The 20,743-nt window shown below is 48.0% G+C and carries 16 protein-coding genes; 6 read left to right on the top strand and 10 right to left on the bottom strand.

Going from position 1 to position 20,743, the window contains the following annotated elements; translation table 11 throughout:
- Positions 1 to 6: 6 nt before the first annotated feature.
- Positions 7 to 2,781, top strand: a complete 2,775-nt coding sequence (locus tag EL633_RS11065) for a winged helix-turn-helix domain-containing protein (RefSeq protein ID WP_126627234.1) — start codon at positions 7 to 9, stop codon at positions 2,779 to 2,781.
- A gap of 401 nt (positions 2,782 to 3,182) precedes the next feature.
- Here EL633_RS11065 and EL633_RS11060 read toward each other — a convergent pair whose 3' ends face one another.
- Positions 3,183 to 5,906, bottom strand: coding sequence for a winged helix-turn-helix domain-containing protein (locus tag EL633_RS11060; protein ID WP_126627233.1), 2,724 nt, complete (start codon positions 5,904 to 5,906; stop codon positions 3,183 to 3,185).
- A gap of 1,239 nt (positions 5,907 to 7,145) precedes the next feature.
- On the opposite strand from EL633_RS11060, the gene EL633_RS11055 reads away from it, so the two are divergent.
- A complete protein-coding gene (locus EL633_RS11055) occupies positions 7,146 to 7,343 on the top strand; it encodes a helix-turn-helix domain-containing protein (protein WP_126596251.1) in 198 nt (65 codons plus the stop codon).
- A 96-nt stretch (positions 7,344 to 7,439) separates the two neighbouring features.
- On the opposite strand, the gene EL633_RS11050 is transcribed toward EL633_RS11055, so the two are convergent.
- The gene (locus tag EL633_RS11050; protein WP_126627232.1) at positions 7,440 to 8,507 is read right to left on the bottom strand and encodes an ABC transporter ATP-binding protein; all 1,068 of its coding nucleotides are present in this window, start codon (positions 8,505 to 8,507) and stop codon (positions 7,440 to 7,442) included.
- Between the two features lie 125 nt (positions 8,508 to 8,632).
- On the bottom strand, positions 8,633 to 9,241 hold the full coding sequence (locus EL633_RS11045) for an RNA polymerase sigma factor (RefSeq protein ID WP_126627231.1): 609 nt from the start codon (positions 9,239 to 9,241) through the stop codon (positions 8,633 to 8,635).
- Positions 9,242 to 10,056: 815 nt separating this feature from the next.
- Here EL633_RS11045 and EL633_RS11040 point away from each other — a divergent pair.
- Positions 10,057 to 10,245: a helix-turn-helix domain-containing protein gene (locus tag EL633_RS11040; RefSeq protein WP_126627230.1), complete on the top strand. Its 189-nt coding sequence runs from the start codon at positions 10,057 to 10,059 to the stop codon at positions 10,243 to 10,245.
- 399 nt (positions 10,246 to 10,644) lie between these two features.
- On the opposite strand, the gene EL633_RS37825 is transcribed toward EL633_RS11040, so the two are convergent.
- Positions 10,645 to 10,776, bottom strand: a complete 132-nt coding sequence (locus EL633_RS37825) for a hypothetical protein (RefSeq protein WP_281275874.1) — start codon at positions 10,774 to 10,776, stop codon at positions 10,645 to 10,647.
- A gap of 245 nt (positions 10,777 to 11,021) precedes the next feature.
- Here EL633_RS37825 and EL633_RS11035 point away from each other — a divergent pair, with 245 nt between their 5' ends.
- A complete protein-coding gene (locus EL633_RS11035) occupies positions 11,022 to 11,396 on the top strand; it encodes a hypothetical protein (protein WP_126627229.1) in 375 nt (124 codons plus the stop codon).
- A gap of 68 nt (positions 11,397 to 11,464) precedes the next feature.
- Here the strand turns inward: EL633_RS11035 and def are convergent, their stop codons facing one another.
- Entirely contained in the window at positions 11,465 to 11,971 is a 507-nt protein-coding gene (def, locus tag EL633_RS11030; protein ID WP_126627228.1) for a peptide deformylase, read from the bottom strand.
- Between the two features lie 100 nt (positions 11,972 to 12,071).
- On the opposite strand from def, the gene tilS reads away from it, so the two are divergent.
- Both tilS and hpt read left to right on the top strand, forming a co-directional pair.
- On the top strand, positions 12,072 to 13,541 hold the full coding sequence (gene tilS, locus EL633_RS11025) for a tRNA lysidine(34) synthetase TilS (RefSeq protein ID WP_126627227.1): 1,470 nt from the start codon (positions 12,072 to 12,074) through the stop codon (positions 13,539 to 13,541).
- A 21-nt stretch (positions 13,542 to 13,562) separates the two neighbouring features.
- Positions 13,563 to 14,147 (top strand): hypoxanthine phosphoribosyltransferase, encoded by a 585-nt coding sequence (gene hpt, locus EL633_RS11020; RefSeq protein WP_126627226.1) that lies wholly within the window; start codon positions 13,563 to 13,565, stop codon positions 14,145 to 14,147.
- A 65-nt stretch (positions 14,148 to 14,212) separates the two neighbouring features.
- Here hpt and EL633_RS11015 read toward each other — a convergent pair whose 3' ends face one another.
- The 5 genes from EL633_RS11015 to EL633_RS10995 form a co-directional block, all read right to left on the bottom strand.
- Positions 14,213 to 15,175: a sugar ABC transporter permease gene (locus EL633_RS11015; protein WP_126627225.1), complete on the bottom strand. Its 963-nt coding sequence runs from the start codon at positions 15,173 to 15,175 to the stop codon at positions 14,213 to 14,215.
- A complete protein-coding gene (locus tag EL633_RS11010; protein ID WP_126627224.1) occupies positions 15,172 to 16,092 on the bottom strand; it encodes a carbohydrate ABC transporter permease in 921 nt (306 codons plus the stop codon). The genes EL633_RS11015 and EL633_RS11010 overlap by 4 nt, the downstream gene beginning before the upstream one ends.
- A gap of 385 nt (positions 16,093 to 16,477) precedes the next feature.
- Positions 16,478 to 17,734 carry a sugar ABC transporter substrate-binding protein gene (locus tag EL633_RS11005; protein ID WP_126627223.1) on the bottom strand — a complete coding sequence of 419 codons (1,257 nt, stop codon included), beginning with the start codon at positions 17,732 to 17,734 and terminating at the stop codon, positions 16,478 to 16,480.
- Positions 17,735 to 18,126: 392 nt separating this feature from the next.
- The gene (locus EL633_RS11000; protein WP_126627222.1) at positions 18,127 to 18,597 is read right to left on the bottom strand and encodes a MarR family winged helix-turn-helix transcriptional regulator; all 471 of its coding nucleotides are present in this window, start codon (positions 18,595 to 18,597) and stop codon (positions 18,127 to 18,129) included.
- A gap of 99 nt (positions 18,598 to 18,696) precedes the next feature.
- Positions 18,697 to 20,601, bottom strand: a complete 1,905-nt coding sequence (locus tag EL633_RS10995; RefSeq protein WP_126627221.1) for a glycoside hydrolase family 13 protein — start codon at positions 20,599 to 20,601, stop codon at positions 18,697 to 18,699.
- Positions 20,602 to 20,743: the final 142 nt, after the last annotated feature.

The following is a 20,743-nucleotide window of genomic DNA, read 5'->3' as shown; positions in this document are numbered from 1 at the left end:
TCTCTGATGGAACGAGGAAATCACGATCCTCAGTTGATTACGACCAAGCTAGCTATTCCACCGCTCTATCTGAAAAAGACCATTTCTCGTACCCATGTTTATGCTGCTATGGATGCGGGTTTGCAACGACCTCTTACCCTGATTAATGCTCCGGCAGGCTTCGGCAAAACGACACTTGTGAGTGAATGGATACGTCAACGCCATCTAGCGGCCGCCTGGGTTACGCTGGAAGCTGCCGATAACAGCGTGCTACGCTTCTGGTGCTATATTCTAACGGCCCTGGGACAGTTTGATCCCACATTACAGGAGCTGAGTATCCACTGGCAAAAAGCGCAGGAACCGCTAGATACTGAGGGGACGCTAACCCAACTCATTAATATTGCCATGACGTTCGCCCAGGATACTGTGCTGGTCCTGGATGATTACCACACTATCTCGCTTCCCGAGATTCAACACACCCTGACGTTCCTGTTGAAGCATCTCCCTCCTTGCCTCCACATCATTCTGATTACACGACGTGAGCCACCACTCCCCCTGGCCCGTTTTCGCGTCCAGGGCAAACTGACCGAACTCCGTACCAATGATCTACGCTTCACGGAGGATGAGACTGGTTTATTTCTGCTGCAAACGATGAATCTGGCTCTAAGTCCTGATGATGTGCTTGAACTGTGGAAGCGTACCGAAGGCTGGATTGCTGGACTACAGCTGGCCGCTCTTTCACTCCAGGAGCGTGGTAGTTATGCTTCGATCACACAATTTATCAAGACATTCTCGGGACTGAATCGCAATGTCTTGAATTATCTTACCGATGAGGTCCTGCAGCATTTGCCTGAAAAAGTACAGGAATTCCTGCTCCAGACCTCGATTCTCGAACGCCTCAATACCTCACTCTGTAATGCTGTGACTGCTACGACCGATAGCGAAGCTATGCTTGAGTGGTTGGAACAGAATAATCTTTTTTTGAATGCATTAGATAATCAGCAGTGCTGGTATCGTTATGATCAGCTCTTCCTGGATCTATTGCGCTACCGCTTGAAACAAAAACATGAGGAGCTATTACCAGAACTACATCATCGCGCGGGATGCTGGTATGAGCAGCATGGTATGGATATCGATGTTATTAAACATGCTCTTCTGGCTGAAGATATGGAATGGGCTGCCCAGTTGATTGAACGCCATGCCTGGAACTTTATTCAGAGTGGCGAAGAGTTCCAGGTACATTCCTGGCTTAGCCATTTGCCAGAATATACATTATCCTCACGTCCAATGCTTGCATTCTTACATGCCTATACATCATTCTTACAGGTTGAAATGGATGCATATGAGCAATGGCTGACACAGGCCGAACAGCTCTGGCAACAGGAACAGAATACACGTCAGTTAAGCGGGGTATGCGATCTACGTGTCCGTGTGGCTCTCTCCTGTGGTAATGGTCAGCTAGCCCTGAAATTCGCGCAGCAGGCGCTTGACCTGCTTGAAGGCGATACCGCATCTCCATTTTATTGTAGCAGCCTGGTCCATCTAGGTGCTGGCTCACTCTTCCAGGGGGATTTAGCGCAAGCCAGCCACTATCTCACCGAAGGTCATCGCCTGAGCCTGAAGCATGGCTATATTCCGATTGCTTTAACTGCATCTATCTATCATGGCATCTTGCAAAAACAGCAAGGAAATTTACGTGGGGCGCTGCAAACGTTTCAACAAGTCTATGCTGAACCTGATACCAGCATCCTCTGGTCGACAGAGGCCGCCCACATTTACCTGGCGGACCTGCACCGAGAATGGAATGACCTCCCAACGGCACTTGAACATATACAGCAAGCCCAAAGACTCAGTACACAACTACCCGCTAAAGATTTCAAGGCAGCCGATCGCTATCTGGTACAGGCTCAACTCGCCTGGCTGCAGGAAGAACGTGAACAAGCCCTGACATGGTTGGACCAGGCTGAACATAGCTCACAATGCTTTGGGGTTAATTCCGCGTTTCTAGCCCGCGTAGCTGAGCTACGCCTGCGCTTCTTATTACATCAAGGTGACCGTAACGTAGCACGACAATGGCAAACACAGTATGCTCCCTTGTCCACCACGACAATGTCGAGCTATGAAAAAGAGTACTGGGCCATGGCTCAGGCACGGCTCCTGTTAGCTCAAAATCAAAGCCGGGCTGCCCTACAAATATTAGAAGAGCCCTATCAGAATAGCGTCAGACAAGGACGTGTCAAAAGCCAGATCTCACTGTTAATCCTGCTTACACGCGGTTATCACATGGAAGGGAATACCCAGGCCACCATGCAAAAACTTGAGCAGGTATTACTGCTCGCGGAACCCGGTGGCTATGTGCGCTCATTCATCGACGAGGGCCAGATTATGGCTGCCCTCTTAACCGAGCTTTACAGCCGTTATCAACGCCATGCAACGACCGACACGGCTAGCATCTCACTTGGCTACCTCTACACGCTGCTCTCCGCCTTCGGCACCGAAACCCAGCCACCACGCTGGCTCATCGCACAGGATAACGATGACGACCTCATCGATAAACTCAGCGAGCGCGAATACATGGTCCTTGGCCTGATCGCTGAAGGTCTTTCCAACCAGGAAATCGCCCAAAAACTCGTCGTAACCGTTAGTACTATCAAAACCCATCTCAACAACATCTACGCCAAACTTCACGTCCACACCAGATTACAAGCCGTCACCCGCGCCTACGACATCGGCGTCCTCCGCCGCAGCGAAGTCGACACCGAACCCCTGGCCCAACCCCATACAACCCAAAAACTCTCATAAAAAAAACACCATTTCGCTATACCGGACATTGATCGCCTTACAGGTATAATTTTTTTTCAGAGGCATAGCCTCTTGAACCCGCCTGTGCCGCCTGACGGCGGCATGAAGGAAGGAGGGAGAAGAAAATCAGGGGACACCCCTGAAACCCCGCCATGGGCTGCCGCCCCTGGACCCCGCTTTCCAAAAACCTATACTGTGGGACACATTGATCACACCCACTTACCACCCATCCTTATATACTGTGGGATCACACCCACTTACCACTCATCCTTATATACTGTGGGATTACACCTACATTCAACCCATCCTTATATATTGTGGGGACACATTGAGGGCGGCCGCAGCCGCCCTCAATGTGTCCCCACAATATATAAAAAAAGCGAGCGCCGTAGGCGCTCGCATCAAACATCCAGCAAACCAACCGCATGCGCCTTAGTCAACGCCTGCAAACGCGAATTCACATTCAACTTACTATAAATATTATTAAGATGCGTCTTAATCGTACTCTCAGCCACCACAAGAGAACGCGCAATCTCCTGATTCGAATACCCTTGAGCAATCAACTTCAACACCTCAAATTCCCGCTCACTCAACTGCTCTAACGAAGCCTGAGCACGCTGGGCACGCTTCTGCCAGGAACACCAATCGCGTGGCTCTATGTCGCAGCCAAAATCCAGCAGTAAAGCATGAATATAACTCAAGACATGTGGCGGCAACTCCCCCGAATAACGTTTCTGCTGGCGCTGATAAACATCGGCCAGCAATGCCATCACAACCGGTCCCTCATCCAGGAACAGGCGTCGATAGCCACCTGGCTCCGCATGTAACAGAAGTTGTTCCAATGTCAATTTAGTATGACGGGTATCACCAAGTAAAGCATAGGCCTGCACTAACAACATCTGCACCTGAAGCTCATTAGCCAGTCGATCCTGCGCCCGTATAGCTGGTAAAAGCTCCACGAGCATTTTTATGGCCTCATCGGGACGCTTCCGGGCCAATAACAGGCGCGCCCGCACCAGACACCAGCATTCTTGTTCTAACAGGCTCCTGGTAGACAGATCGGCGGGACAGTTCTGCTCACTCCACTGCTCAGCAAAGTCATTACTGTTTTGCATAAGCCAATAGTGGATCCGTACGACGGCAATGGAGGCCCTTTCACAGCGCTGACCATCAGACTGATGGGCACGACTCTCTGCCTGATCGAGCAATAGCAGGGCTTGTTCTGGCTTATTTTGGATCCAGGCCAGTCGGGCAGCCAGTATATGGGACTCAATTAAAGTCAGCGCATCTTCTCCCAGCCGCTGGCTCAGAACAATAGCTTTGCCAAGATGCTCCTCAGCCTGTAAGAGTTCATTCCATTCCAGATAGAGTTGTCCTAACTGTAGGTGGGCCTGTATATTTAACCAGACCATCCCATCCCCACAACTACTGATACACTGCTGATAAAGCTCCCTGGCATCACCGAGGTGCCCCTGCAACAACTTGATATGTCCTTGATAAAAGAGCGCGCTCGTCACTACCAGCATCCGATTGACCTGTATACCTGCACGCCATCCTAATATTAATTGGAGTTGGGCCTGCTGAAGGTCTCCACATTGGAGTTGGGCCGCCCCATGCAGGACATGTGTGAGACTGCCAAGGAGCGGATTGTTCTGACAGATCTCCAACGCCTGCTGCGTATATTGCAATGCCCGGCTACTATCTCCCTGACAGATCGCGTGGTAAGCCTGTAAGTCCAGAATATCGGCCTGTAACTCCGCGCAATGGGTCTCCTGCCAGTTGCGCTGCACAATCTTTAATGCCCGCTCATATAATTCACATTTTCCAGTATGCAGATACATAAAAGCAAAAAAGTAAGCGATCACGGGCCGCTGCTCCAGGTCTATGTGACCTTGAATTTGTGTGAGCCAATCCAGTAACAAAGGCATCTGCCCACGTGTCCATAAAGGCCAGGAGTGCATCTCCAACAGATCTGCGGCCAGTTCAAAGGCCTGGCCTGCCAGCGCATGCTCAATCGCTTCATGCAACATATTTTCCTGCGTATACCAGTCGCTTGCGTGCAGGTGTAATGCGTTGATCCGTTCAGGAAACTTTTTGCTTAGCCCCTGGCGCAATAATTCTGCCAGAGGCTGGTGATAACGATGCCAGATCCCGTCTTCGCCTACAGGAGAAATAAATAGATTAGCCTGTTCCAACCAGTCCAACATCTGCTGGCCATTGTTCTGTCCAGTGACGGCATTACAGAGATCAACCTGTAAACTCGTGAGAATGGAGGTCAAAAACAAGAAGTCCTGCACATCCTCAGGGACGGTTGTCAGAACCTCTTCCGTCAAATAATGGGAGACATAGCGATTGATCCCGATTGAGGGAGCAAGACCGTTGCTTTTAGTGATACTCAATGGCCGATTACTTTGTAAGGAAAGTGCAGTCAGCTGTATACCAGCGATCCAGCCCTCAGTATCCTGCATCAGGGTTGTTAATTCAGCTGGCTGCAATTGCAACTGCATCCCATGGATGAGAAATTCCCTGCTCTCTTCTAAAGTAAAACGTAAGTCGGCCGAGCGTATCTCTGACAGTTGGCCCCGTACACGCAAACGGACCAGGGGCAGGGGTGGATCAACACGGGCACTGATGAATAAATGAGCATGGGCTGGCAGATGTTCGACGAGAAAGGTAACTGAGCGATGGATAGCAGGCAGTTGCAGCGCTTGATAGTCATCTAATATCAACAATAACTCCTGGTCATAACTTACCAGAGCATTAATCAGGGCCGCCAGTACAACTTCGATGGCGGTAGCTGCATTTAGTAAGGACTGTGCTTCCTCTACCAGTTGACTATCTACCTGCGCGAATGCCGCCAGACAATAGCACCAGAAACGCGTCAGATCATCATCTTCCTTGCTTAAAGAGAGCCATGCGACATTGGTAGGGTATGCTTGCAGCCAGGCATTTAACAACGTTGTCTTGCCGAATCCAGCCGGGGCCGAAATCAATGTAAGAGGATGATGGATGCCACGCTCTAACTTATGGTAAAGACGTGTGCGAGGGATGATCAGTGACGCATAATTATGTGGTATGGTCAGTTTCGTGGCTAGCAGCAGTTGCTTACTAAACTCAATCTCCATCTCCATCCTCCTTCATCCAACCTGCATCCCTGCTAACAAGTACCCGGTCTGATTCAAATATTCAACTACTATTATACAATAAACTCATTGAATATATATATGTAAATATATATATAATATCATTCATCTTTTTGCCAGCGCAGCCATGAGAAGAAACCCCATACCCCAGCGATCCCTCCCCTCATCACGACCCCGTTCCCGTAGTTACGGCCCTCAGCGGCCGTTTGCCACCTGCCGCAGCGTGGTGGCCCGGTCACCCCGCGATCCAGGTCCCTCTCGCCAGTCGCGTTGCCTCACGCGGTGCCCAAACGGGACCTTCCTTGAGCGCACCATGCAGAACCACCTGGCGCTATCACAGGGGTTCCCTCTCTGAGCAAGGTTGACAACGATGAGGGGGTCGAACCGGCCGGAGACCGGGCCACCTCGCTGCGGTCGCTGAGGGTCGCAGCTACGTGGTCTTTTCCATGGGACGCATACCTTGGTAAAAAAATGAATGATACCCATATGAATAGCGATGGTGTATGCGTATCTCTGTCCTTTTGGGGAGGGAGATGGGAATGAGGTGCGAGGATACCTCGCGCTATGGCATGGGCTGCTGCCTCTGCACCCCACTTTCTTCTTCCAGGATGGGGAAAGACGTATGCAGTATTACAAGCAGCTTCAGATCAATGCTTCACTATTTTTTATATCATTATAATAACAATACAGGAGGGAAATGCTTTAGTATGTGATTTTGAGGAGGCATCGTATCCATATTTTATTGAAAACATATGCAAAAAATGCCGGCTCAAAAGGTGAAGCCTTGATATACCCTGGGTCATACAACTGTCACATGAAGTATGCCACCCCACTGGATCGGATAATGAGGCAACTACTCTCTACTACCATACAGACGTACATGTGTGAATCCTACCTTTTTCTCCACCTGACGGGGGAAGACACACTATCACGTTCTTACTATACTAATGCTGTAACAACATTGTACGCTAGCTGAGTATAACGAGAGAGACTATTTGCGCACGTGCCGTAAGAGAAAGGGGCAGACAGATTTATCAAGAACTTCTCAGCCGAAAAGATCTTTCATCATAGATGGCATGTCTTCCTGTCATACTGGTTAGCTTAGAGCTGGCTAGATTTAGTGGATCCTATATGGGTGAGGAGTAGCATTGGATTATTCCATGAATAATCTGGTCCAGTTATATTCTACAATACGATGATAGTTAGAGAGGGAATACACCTATGGAACAAACTGATGAGTTGTTGACTGTTCGCGAGGTCGCACGTCGCTTACGTGTGGATGATACAACTGTACGCCGTTGGATTAAGCATGGCACATTAGAGGCGGTTTCATTGCCTCACGTTGGCAAACGTCAGGCTTACCGTGTGCGCCGTAGCACGATTGATACACTACTCAATCAGCCGGCATTACCGGTATAACCCAATCTATGCACAGCCAGCGAGACGATGCCTGATATAGGTACCTTGCCGGCTGTGCATCCGTGATGCGGATGAGCAACGTATTTGTGCATGTAGTTATGAGGACTGGCTGGATGATGGTGTCACATGTGGAGGTAGACCAGTAAGCTCTAGAAAATATTGTTCCAGACTCGTGTTACGCCGCCGTATCTCAGCGGCATAGATACCGCGCGCTCCCAAAAAAGCATTGACGATGGCCGCCTGCTCCATCGTGGTTTCAAGCTCTAATACCTTCCCTCCAGGCGGTATCCAATTGGCGTCTGGCTCTACCTCGATAGTCCGCGCATTCCTCATCCATAATGTTCCCTCCTGAGGCTGCGTGTGGAGAATCAGTTCAGCCCGTTCAAGTGTGGCAGGATCAGGAAAACTCATGGTAATACATTGTTTTTCTGACAAGAGATCCTGTACCGAGCCCTGCACAAGTAGTTTCCCTCTTTTAATAATGGCCACCCGCGAACAAATCTGCTGGATCTCATGCAACTGGTGACTGGAGAGAAGAATCGAGATACCCTGTTGTGCTAAGTGGGTAATCAGCTCCCTTACCTCAACCACTCCAGCTGGGTCCAGGCCATTGGTAGGCTCATCTAAAATGATGACCTGAGGATAGTGTAGTAAGGTAGCGGCCAGGGCCAGACGTTGCTTCATACCAAGCGAGTATTTGTGATAGGCAAGTCTGGCATACGTTGCCAGATCCACCAGTTCTAATACTTCTTCAATACGCTCGTTTGTGGTTACATTATCAGGCATACACGCAAAAGTAGCCACGCCACGCAGATTCTCACGTCCAGTTAAAAAAGGATAAAATACCGGTTCTTCAACGATCGCGCCAACATGCCATAAGGCCTGATAACGCTGTCTCCTATCATTGATGCTATGCCGGAGTACGGTCACTTGTCCCGACGTTGGATGGATCAAGCCTAAGAGCATGCGAATCGTCGTCGTCTTGCCAGATCCATTTGGTCCCAGCAGTCCATAGACATCACCCCGATACATCTCAATACTGAGATGATCGACAGCGGTAAATGTGTCAAAACACTTGGTCAGGTCTTCAGTTTGCAGGACAATTTCAGCGTGCTCGGATGGACGCTTATCATGGCTAGAGATCTTCTTTGGTGGATCATCCATTTTCAGATCCTTTTTCAGGCGATAAATACGCGTATTTCAATGAAGTTTGCGCGCTCCCCTCCCTTCTACACATTCTCTGTAGTTCAAAAGCAGAGAATGTAAAGAAAGGGATCGCCTGAACAACTTTAACGGGACTGTAAAGATGCGCGTAGCTTGGTACAGGCTCGATAATAATAGGTTTTGGCGGTTGTCATCGGCATTTCTAATACCTGACCAATCTCGGAAAAACTACATTGGTAGAGGTAACGTAACAAAACAACCGAACGGAACTTGATGGGGAGCGCCTGGATCGCTTGCTGTAATGCGTGTTGCAGATCGTGGTATTCGGCAATCTCTTCAGGTAATGGATGCGTATCTGGAATCGCCGCTAATGGAGGCATCTCTTCTTCTTCTGACTGCCACTCTAAGGCCGAGAAGAGGGTCACACGTCTTCTTCGTCGCTTGCGCAGTTCGTCGCGGCAACAGTTCTGCGCCACGCGAAATAACCACGGCTTTAATTGCTCACCAGTTGGTAATGTTGGTAAAGCAATATACAATTTCAAAAATACCTGCTGGAGCACATCGCATGCTTGATCATATTCACCCAGGTGATGGTAAATAAAGCGATAGAGCATTGTGTGGTAGCGTTCAACGAGCGCCTCAAAGGCGATTTGATTCCCTGCTAAAACCTCATGTACCAGGACTCCATCAGAAGACTCTAACCATTTGGAAGGAACATATTCTCGCTTTTGCATGGGGAGATCCTTTCTATCACACGTGGCTCTTTCCAATTTACCAACCCCTATAACCGGAGGACCGGATGAGCATATCTATACATTAACCTGTTTTGATATACTCATGTTTTCTTCCCCAGAGTTGCTTTATAATTTCGTGTGTCTGTTCAGAAGTGTAGAGGATTGTTGAGGAAATTGTCATCCTCCAAAAGGACGATTCATCAACACCCCATCTCATCCACCCACCAGGGGAAACGGCTAGACCGCGATTTTAGAGCTTATGGCAATTGTTCTAATGTAATATGCTCTGACCACCGCCCACAAGCCGTTTGCGTAGCTATTTGCGGAGCTTAAAACAGGCTGTCGCTTACTCTTCCCTGCGCACTTTACCACCATGAAGTCAAGCTAGAAACCGATTTATTATGTAGTTTTTCTATAAAATGTGTGAAAACACACGCTATCCGTCTGGTTATGCCAGATAAAAAATTGTAGGCATAAGTTTTTTCTTCAGCCTATGCCTTACAAATCAATCCATAATAGCGCGACTAGCACCAATAAACCAAATAACAAACAAGCACATTAAAGTTAACGAATGTCACATTTAAATGTAGCATTCGACTAACCTTTTTTTTAGCTATGCATCTAAACATAATGTGCAAGCTAAAAATATAATATCAATTTAGCAAATCATCCAAAATCTCTTTTTATAAAGCTTTACAAGTCTTCATCAATATTATACAATCTTTATATGAAGTACTGGCACGAAGATTCTCATACATCTTTTTTCGGTAAGAACACCGGCTATAAAGTTTATATCAAAGCAGGAGGAACCCATCATGAGCAATCTGTTAACCGTCTCTGAGGTCGCGCGTATCCTTCGCGTAGACGACGCGACCGTACGTCGTTGGGTCAAACAAGGTGTCCTGGAAGCTGTAGTTTTACCACATGTCCATTCACGTCAGGTTTATCGTATCAAACGCGAAACGTTAGATCGGGTGCTCGGAGATAACGCCAATATTGAGTAATGCATCTATACAAATGTAGTATGACCGACATAGGTCAGTATTCAGGAGCGCCAGCTGTTATGGCGCTATAAGGCTCAACTGTGACTGACGCCTTATGATCTTCTAAATCCTACCATCTATTCATGGTCTATGCCCGCCAACCCCTCAGCGAGCATCACACCCATTTCCCCTCTTAACGGCATGCCTTTTGGCTGCCGCTTGCTTCTAGAAGATAGTGTTTGTTTCCCACTGTCATCGTGGAGTGTGTAGCCAACCACACTCGGGCCCTAAAGGGCCCATGCTTCTTTTAAGTGTGCTGTCAAAAAATGAGCTGTGCTCATTTTTTGACAGCACACTTAAATCCTTGCTGCGCCAAAGATTCAAATACAGCAAATCCTTGCAGTACCAAAATGTGAACACTTAAAATCCTTGCTGCGCCAAAGATTCGAATACAGCAAATCCTTGCAGTACCAAAAATGCAAACACAGCAAATCCTTGCAGTACCAAAAATGCAAACACAGCAAATCCTTGCAGTACCAAAAATGCAAACACTTAAAATCCTTGCTGCGCCAAAGATTCGAATACAGCAAATCCTTGCAGTACCAAAAATGCAAACACAGTTTAAATGTGCTGTGAAATTGTGCGCAAAGCGCACAATTTCACAGCACATTTAAAAGAAGCATGGGCGCTTTAGCGCCCGAGTGCGTCTGGCTGATAACTTGCTTTGCCTGACACCTAAAGGTATAATTACTGAAGTATTAATCCATTGCAATTGCGTTGGGTGGGAGATTTTTGCCTTGAGCAATAACTATACAACAAATGAATCCGAAGGTGGAGCAGCGAACAATGGTAGTTCAGCCATCAGCCGTCGTGAAGCGCGTGCAAATAGTATCACCGGTGCCTTACCAGCGCTGGGAACACTAGGTATTGAACGTAACGTCCAATCAGGCACCTTTGATTTTGAGCAAATGGTGCAATCTTTAAAAGAACTTTTTGCCAACGATCGCCAGATTGCCAGTCAATCAGATGCGACACGCTGCGGCATTTGCTACCTTCACTTCCACGGAAACGAACTTCATTACCGTGAAGAAGGCTTTTATGTCTGTTCTAATTGCGAACACAATCTGGGACAGCAACATTTATCAATGCTGCGAAAGCAACAAAAATTGTAGGCTTACGATACATAAAAGCAGCCGGGAGCGAACGTTCGCTCCCGGCTGCTTTTATGTATCGTAAGTGCTTATTCGATCAGTGCTGGTTCCTCTTCTTCAAGGTCACCTTCGCGCACTTCATGTAAATCTTCAGGACTATCCAGACGATCCACAAACAGGATACCGTCCAGGTGATCAATCTCGTGCTGAAGAATACGTGCAAACCAGCCTTCGGCATTGACCCGAATGGCTTTTCCCTTCACATCCTGGCCCTTAACCACCACTTTAGTAGCACGGCGAATATTCTCGCCAATATAACCAGGAATACTCAAGCAACCCTCAGGGCCAGTCTCTTCACCTTCAGCTTTTACGATCTCAGGATTAAAGACGGCAACTTTTCGATCTTCAAATTCCGCGACGAAGACACGAATCGATTGTGCAATTTGTGGCCCTGCCAGTCCTACTCCATTGGCTTCACGCATCGTCTCAAACATATCTTCCACAAGTCTTTGCAATGAAGGATCAAAACGATGTACCTTTTTTGCCTTTTGACGTAGAATTGGATTCTCAGTAGTTATAATTTTCCGAATGGCCATAATTTTCTCAGTGCCCCTACACAACACACTAGCTGACGTTCAATACATAAGTGTTATAATTGCCACTAATCGTATCATAAAAGAGGGGTAAAACGCAAACATGTTGGAGGCCATCGCAGCTCTTATTGAGAGGCATTCTTTGTTGTCCACAGCGGGAGTAGTGGTTGTAGCTGTCTCCGGAGGGGCTGACTCTCTCTGCCTACTCCATGTACTTTACCAGCTTTGCGGAACGGGTAAGCGCTATCCACAAATACAGCTACATGTGGCCCATCTCAATCATCAATTACGGGCGGCGGCCAGCGATCAGGACGCGGCGGCAGTGGCCAGGATAGCACAGGACTGGCGGCTTCCCTATACTATCGGCAGCTTTGATGTGCAAAGTATGGCCACACAACAGCATCTTTCACTTGAGGAGGCGGCCCGCATCGCTCGCTATCGCTTCTTACGTGAGGTGGCGCAGGGGCAACCTATCGCGGTAGCTCATCATAAGGATGATCAGGCAGAAACCCTGGTGCTACACTGGCTCCGTGGCGGCGGGATCGCCAGTCAGATTGGACTACAACCACGCCATCAGGACATCATACGCCCCCTTCTCAGTGTACATCGCGCCGATATTCTGCACTACTGTACCCTGCACCAACTCATCCCCTGCGAAGATGCCAGTAATAGCGACCTCCGCTTCCTGAGGAACCGTATTCGTCACGAACTCCTCCCACTTCTGGAATCCATGAAGCCAGGTTTTCGTGAAACGCTCCTGCGCAATGCTGAAGTTATGCAGGTCGACTTTGCATGGATCCAGGAACAGGTTCTAGCTTGCTGGCCTCAAGTGGTTTTACAGGAAGAGATAGATAGTATTAAGCTGGCAATTCCATCATTATGTTCACAGGCGCTCAGCATTCAACGCCACCTGTTACGTCAGGTTACGGCCCGCCTCTGCCACGGACAATCACCATTGGAGTTACGCCACTATCAATTATTGGATCAGCTCTTACAACGGCCCACAAGCACAGAAATTGTGACATTACATCTTCCACAACATCTCCACGCACTACGCGAGGGTGATATACTAGTCTTCAAATATATATCAGAGCAAGCAAGCGAAAATAAAGGGCAGCCACCAGTTACTTCTATACTCCCCCTACCGGGCAGCATAGAAGTAACTGGCACACCCTGGACAGCCACGGCAGAATGGGTACCTGAAGAAGTAACGCAGCGTGTACAAAACGCGCTACAACAACAGGACTGGGCAACCGTCTGGAGGCTCTTACCCACCACGCCACACGCTGTATATATAGATGCAGAAACCCTGGACAGTAGCAACCAACCACTCGCGTTCCACATCCGGACACGTAGAGACGGCGATCGTATGCAACCATTAGGAATGGAACACGAAAAGAAGATCAAAGATATCTTGATTGATAAGCATATTCCATATGCCCAACGCTCTCAAATCCCACTCTTCTTTTCCAATTCACACTGTATCTGGCTAGGAGGCATTCACCTGGATCAACGTGTCCGTCTCACCAGACAGACACACAAAATCATCCGCTTGTCGATCGTTCATCATTAGTCATTTCAATATGAGGAGTATATGCACCAGGACATTGAAGAAATTCTTATTTCAGAGGATCAACTACAGGCAAAAATTAAACATCTGGGTGAGCAGATCACCCAGGATTATGACGGCAAAAACCTGCTACTACTGGGCACGCTTAAAGGGGCCGTCCCCTTCATTGCCGACCTGGCCCGCGCCATTCACTTGCCACTAGAGCTTGACTATATGGCGGTAGCCAGCTACGGCAACAGCACACAATCCAGCGGCATTGTGCGTATTGTCAAGGATATGGAAGGCCCGATCGAGCAGAAACATGTCCTGATCATCGAAGATATTATCGACAGCGGACGAACCTTACACTATTTAACCGATCTACTCAGGCGGCGTAATCCACTCAGCCTGAAAGTCTGCTCGCTCCTGAATAAAGAGCATACACGCGTTCAAAATGTGCCCGTCGATTACTATGGCTTTACCATTCCCGACAAATTTGTCGTTGGCTATGGCCTCGACTACGCTCAGCTTTATCGCAACCTGCCTTACATTGGCATCTTAAAGCCCTCGGTCTATGCCGATGATAGCAAACCCCAGAATCAGCATCAGAGCATGGCCGAGAATCAATAGGCCAGACAAAAAGAGGGTCAGCGGAAATTTCCACTGACCCTCTTTTTTATTTGACGTATGTTAGTTTAACCTTTGACACTACCAACGGTCAGACCAGATTTAAAGAAGCGCTGCGCGAAGAGAAAGACAGCGACTAGCGGGACCGAAATAATCACTGAAGTAGCAGCGAAATAGCCCCATGGGGTGCGGAAATCGCCCTGCAAACGATAGAGACCAAGGATAAAGGTCAGGTTTGAACCATTATCGTTAGCATTTAGGACATAGTTGGCAATCGCGAACTCACTCCAGGCACCAACAAAAATCAACAGGGCAGAAGCGGCCAGTGCAGGTGCGGCTAACGGCAACACTACACGCCAGAAGGTCTGCCACTGACTGGCTCCATCAATCATCGCCGCCTGATCCAGTTCAATTGGCAGGGTATCAAAATACCCCTTGATATTCCAACAGCTAAACACGATCGAGCTTGCCATATAAATCAAAGCCAATCCCAGTAAAGGTGCACTATCCAGCAAATTCAGGTACTGCAAGAGATAGTAATAGGCGCTGATTGCCAGCAGTCCTGGAAAGGCTTGTAAGACCAATAACAGATTAAGTGAGAGTTTGCGACCCTTGAAACGGAAACGCGAAAGAGCATAGGCGCCCGTCATAGAACAGAAGAGTCCAAGCAATGTCGAAAAGCCACAGACAAACAGGGTGTTGCCCAACCATTCAAGCAAGGGCTCCTGCGTGAAGGCATAGATGTAGTTATCAATGCTTGGATTAGCGGGTAACAGGTGCAGATCTGTTGTGTACAGATTCTGGCCACCCGCGAACGATGCCTGAATGACAAAGTAGATCGGGAACAAAGCAAAAATAGTCATCACGGTCAAAAAGACATAGACTAAACCAAGCTGAAGCCTGGTCACAAGCTTGCGGCGCCGAATTCTGCTTTCGATCCTGGCACGATATTTTTTATATTCAAGTTCATCAACTGTTAATACGCTGGGAACAGACGGTTCAAGCTCTGCTTGTGCGGTATGGTTGCTCATGCCATCGCCTCCTTGGATGAGGATCCGAGGGTACGGGTCAAGAAGGTTACCGAGCCCAGGATGATAAAGATCAGGACCGCAAAGGCTGCGATCTGAGCGTAGTGGATGTTGCCCGCGTTCTCTCCCAGAACCTTATTGTAAATATAAACCATCACAAACGAGGTGGCTCCGGGCTTGTCGGCGCTGGTAATGGGTCCACCCTGTGTGATCAGGTAGACGACGCCAAACATCTGGAAGGTCGTAATTGAACTCAAGATGGTTGCCGGGGTGATGGCAGGTATCAACAATGGCAAGGTTACTGAACGGAAGCGCTGCCAGGCATTGGCACCATCAACATTTGCAGCCTCACCTAACTCTCTTGGCACACTCTGTAATGCACCCAGAATAACCACCGTGAAGAAAGGATAGGAGAGCCAGACGTTAACGATCACAACGGCAATAAATGCCCAGATTGGATCAGTCAACCAGGGAATACCAAACTGCGAGCCCATGAACACGCGGCCAATCTGGTTGAGCGGTCCAAAATCGTAGTTGAAGAGGAATTTCCAGATCAGTGAAGTAATAGCGTAAGGCGTGGCCCAGGGAACAAGCAGGGCGACGCGCCAGAAAGGCAATCCTTTGACTTTCTCATTATTCAATGCCAACGCTGTCGCCAGACCCACCAGCAGGAAAAACGCAATACAGATCACCACATACAACAATGTAATGCCTATCACATAGGTCAGGTCACTATTGGCTGCATTAAACCAATAGCTATAGTTATTCATGCCAGCAAAGTTGTATTCATTGTTGAATAACGTATTGTTGGTGAATGACAGGTAAAGGGTATATGCAATAGGAGAGAGGTTGATGACTGCAATGGTAAGCAACATCGGCAGTAAATAGAGAAAAATCTGTGAACGTTTAACTCTTATCATCGCTACTCGCCCCTTCTTAGAACGTCAGGTACACTTGGCATAAGAGCAGGGCCTTCCTGTATCTATCTTCGTTCAGATACATCGTACGCAATAGAAGTGGAGACATTACTGTTTTCATTCAAATACTAAGAGTTTGTGTCTGACTCACAATTTCATTGGGAAGTGTGCAGCCAGCCGCACGCGGGCGCTAAAGCGCCCATGCTTCTTTTAACTGTGTTGTGAAATTGTGCGCAAAGCGCACAATTTCACAACACAGTTAAAACTCTTGGAGCGCCAAAGGCGCGAAAACAACGATCGGCGAACCACGGATTTCATGTGAAGCAAACACTCTCGAACTAAGTGCTTGATCCTTTGATAGATCAAGCACTTAGTTTGGTTAAGGAAGCTAGGAGTTGATACTTTTTACGCCTTGCTCGGCAGCTTTCTGGGCCGCATTAAAGGCGTTGTCCACTGACTGGCTACCGGACCAGCTAGCGGTCAGGGCATCTTTTACAGGTTTCCAGACTGCCGACATGAATGGGGTGTTTGGCAGTGGGTTGCCAACTTTGGCCTGCTCAGAGTAGGAGGCGATAGCAACATTCTCTGTTACAGCTTTGTCTGAAGCAGCGGCAGCGTTGGCTGGAATTTCACCAGTGGTTTTGATCATGCTGATCTGATTGTCTTTGCTGGTGTAGAACTTCATGATGTCGGCGATGGTAGCAGGATCCTTGGCGATCTTGGTCATCCACATGGACTTCACACCGACAAATGGAGCGGCTGGTGCGTTGTTGTTAGCAGTAACTTTTGGCAGGGGCGCAAAACCAATGTCCATTTTTGATTTGGTGGCGTAGTCAGAATATGACCAGGGACCATTGATGATTGCGGCAGCCTTGCCTTCAGTGAAGAGGGAGGAAGCAACATCGTAGCTGATCTGCTTTGGCAGATAAGGGCGGAACGAATTGATGAATTTGCCAGCCTCAAGGGATTTAGCGGAATTCAGACCAACTTTGCCGTCCTCGGTCACATACACACCACCGAAGCCATAGAACCAGGGAGCATTGAAGTAAGCATCCGTTGTATCCCAGACCACACCATATTTGCCAGGATTTTTCTCTTTGAAGGTCTTGCTGAAGTTCAAGAGCTCATCGGTGGTCTTTGGCATATCCGAGCTTTGTACCAACTTTTTGTTGTACATGATCGTGATAGCTTCTGTGGTCTCGGGCACACCGTAAATCTTGCCATTGTAGGTCACAGCCTTGGCAGCAGCTGGTGTGAAGGTAGAATTGATGTAGTCGCTGCTCAGGTATTTATCCATCGGTACGACCATACGGCTGGCGGCCAGCTGTCCCAGGGAGTCATCAGCCCAGGCAATCACATCTGGACCCTTGCCACCTTTTAAGGCGGTGATTGATTTGTCTACCAGCTGATCCTGCTGGACCAGTTTGATGGTGATGTTTGGATGCTGTTTGTGATAGGCATCAAAGATGGCCTTCTTGGCATTCAAATAATCACCCTGCCAGTTGTGCCAGAGAGTAATGGTTTCTGGCTGATTCGATGGGCCAGCATTCGTTGTGCTGCTACTGCTACCGCCACAGGCCGACATCAAGAGGGCACAGAGAACGGTTAGCGCCAGCAAACTTGTGATCACGCGCTTTGTTAACATGAACCGAAATCCTCCAAATAAAAATCTAAAAACGTTTGTGCATACACGTTTATGTACACACCACACCTCATGTCCAGATAACCTTATGCCCAAACAAGGTACAAGAAATCTATACAAACTGCTTGTTCAGCTTGCGAAAAAGCGACAGGGTCCAGTGTATAGCAGTTTACGGGTAGCTTATAAATATAGGCATCGATGTAGCACTGTAATAGGAAAGCAGGATATAATGAGGTTCTGCCTTGTATATTTCACAAGCAGTATTGCGAGGAAAAAGATAATTTGATGGCTAAGGTGGTCACCTTTTGAGCATAAAATTGACCCCTTAATCAACGTCTCCGAAATCACCGCAACATTGCTGTAATAATAACCAGAAGAACAGGAACCGTTACCCCTTATTGACCAGTTTCGACCTGCATCAATTCTTTTTCTATACTCTGGCTTACCGACGTTAAATATTCGTAAAGCATCTGAAGCTGAGAAGTATTTAATACCTTCATAACCTCGAAAATTCGCAGGCCATGTTGCTCATCAACCTTCTCACGCAGATGACTCCCTTCAGTTGTTAGCATAATTAAGGTCACGCGACGGTCATGTGTAGAAGGAACACGCTTAACCAGCTTCAAATGCTCTAAGCGATCGATAATTCCTGTCACATTACTCTTGTCGGTAAACAATAACCGACTTAAGTCCACCATCGAGCGGCCATTCACTTCATCTAAATGTTGCAAGGCCCAGAATTGCCGTGTGCTTAACCCGTACTCGGCAAAAAAGCGCGTATCGCTATCATCTAATAAGATGAATGTTTTAGATAGCAACTGATAGATCTCAAGTTCGATGCCAGCACCTTTGCTAACGAGACTCATGAATATCACCTCTCCCTTTTTTAGGGATGCTCCGGTAATCTTCTAAGGAAAAGTATACTGATAAATAGTTGACCTGTCAACTGTTTATCAGCAAATTTTCTATATATCTAACCTTTTTTCAGAAAGATATATTTCCGCACTCAATGCTGGTACCGTCACTTCCACACATCCATCCTCTAACGAGAGATCAGATAGCTTAGATGAAGAAAACACTGAACGCAAACTCCCAGTTTGATAATTACCGGTCCCACCAATCTTCTGTAATACATTATGTAACTTAATACGAACTTGCACAGGCTGTTCGTTGTTATTTAGGATAACAAGCATATATGTATCGTTTATATAACGAATATATGCACCAATTTGCTCAACGTTTCCAGTGCTCTCAACGCTCAAGTTCATGCGCTTACCTGTGCGTAAGACAGCGTGTTGGCGGCGTAGGGCAATCAGCTGACGATAATAGGTCAGCAATGCTTGATTCTGCTGCTCGCCCCAGGGCATAGGACCACGACAGTAGGCGTTTTCCTTTATAGCATCATCGGTCTGGGAGAGTCCGACTTCGGTGCCATAATAGACGATGGGGGTTCCTTCTAAGGTCATCTGGAAGGCGGTGGCCAGCTTCAGACGCTCTATATTCCCCTCGGCAAACCAGAGGAAGCGATGCATATCATGATTATCCAGCACGGCGGCAAAGCACATACTTTCAGGAATGTTGCTGACATGCTGATCCAGGAACTGCAGGAGTTCTTCCAGGCTCTTACTACGCCGGGCGAAGGTCTGACGCATTATGGCGGCCAGTGGAAAATCCATAAAACCATCCATGCGACCCGCATAGTCGAGAATCTCGGGCATAGGAGAAGTTACTTCACCAATAGTTAAGGCCTGGGGATGGGCTGATTTGACGGCCTGCTGAAATGAGGTCCAAAAAGCATGTGAAGGACCCGGCACATAATCCAGGCGCAATCCATCGGCCCCATAGTGCTCTAACCAGTAACGGGCAGCGCCATAAAGATATTCGCGTACCGCTGGTTCTTCAGTACTTAACTCGGGCATTGAGGAGACCTGCGCATAGCTTCGATAGGTCTGTGGCGCCTCAATTTCCTTGAAATCATACCAGTTAGCATAAGGACTATCTGGATTTTCGCGTGCATCGACAAAAGCAAAGTGCTCATCTGAAGTATGGTTGGCGACAAAATCTAACAATACCCGTATGCCACGTCGATGGGCAGCCTCGATCAACTGGACCAGTGCTTCATCCGAGCCATAGCGACGGGCGACATGGTGGTAGTCCGAAGGATTGTACCCATGGTGGCTGGGACTCTCAAAGATAGGAGATAGCCAGATACAATTGATGCCTAATGACTGGATGTAGTCCAGTTTCTCTAGAATACCATTTAAGGTGCCTCCAAAGAATTCGGTGATGCCATGTGTCTCTTCACTATGCAATGCGGGCTCATTGTGGGCTGAACTAAAACGATCCACAAAGATCTGATAGACAACTGCATCTTGCCACCATGCTGGAGCCTCCCAACGGTCCACATGATAGGCAAAAGAGCGGCCCTTTTTCTGCGAGATCGTCACAGGATCAACACGGTCCGCGTACCAGTGTTGTCCAGCTTCCTGTACGCTCCAACCATCAATGCGATAACGCACCAGGGTCCCATCTTCCTGAGCAGGAATGGTTACTTGCCAGGTTCGGATCTCAGTGGAGGCATCGACACCAACGGACACCTGCGGCAAGAGTTCAGCAAAGAGTACCGTTCCCTGCGTGGCTATTCCATACTCTCCTAGTGGCTCGGTGCCATCGGTTGTGTAGGAGAGAGCCACGCGCTCAATGGCCTTATGCGCATTGGAAAATATGGAAATCGTTACAGCCTGACCAGGCAGAGGATCACGAGGAGTGATCTGGCTGCCATGCGCCAATCCATCCTCGATAGCAACCTTCATCCGTCGATGCTGGGCCGACGCATAAGGGGCGAAAAAAAAGTCTACGAATTGAGTCATTCCGGTACGCAACCTCTTCTTTAGGTGTGCTTACAACACCATACAGGATGGTTTTAAAAAAGATAGTTGACAAGTCAACTATAGCTAAGTCTAATGTTTTTTAGCCGTTTGTCAAGCAGCTTTTCGTACCCAATGGCATCTG

This window comes from Dictyobacter alpinus, from assembly GCF_003967575.1.
Lineage (GTDB): Bacteria > Chloroflexota > Ktedonobacteria > Ktedonobacterales > Ktedonobacteraceae > Dictyobacter > Dictyobacter alpinus.
The sequence above is the reverse complement of the archived record's forward strand: the minus strand, read 5'-3'. Positions and strand labels throughout refer to the sequence as shown.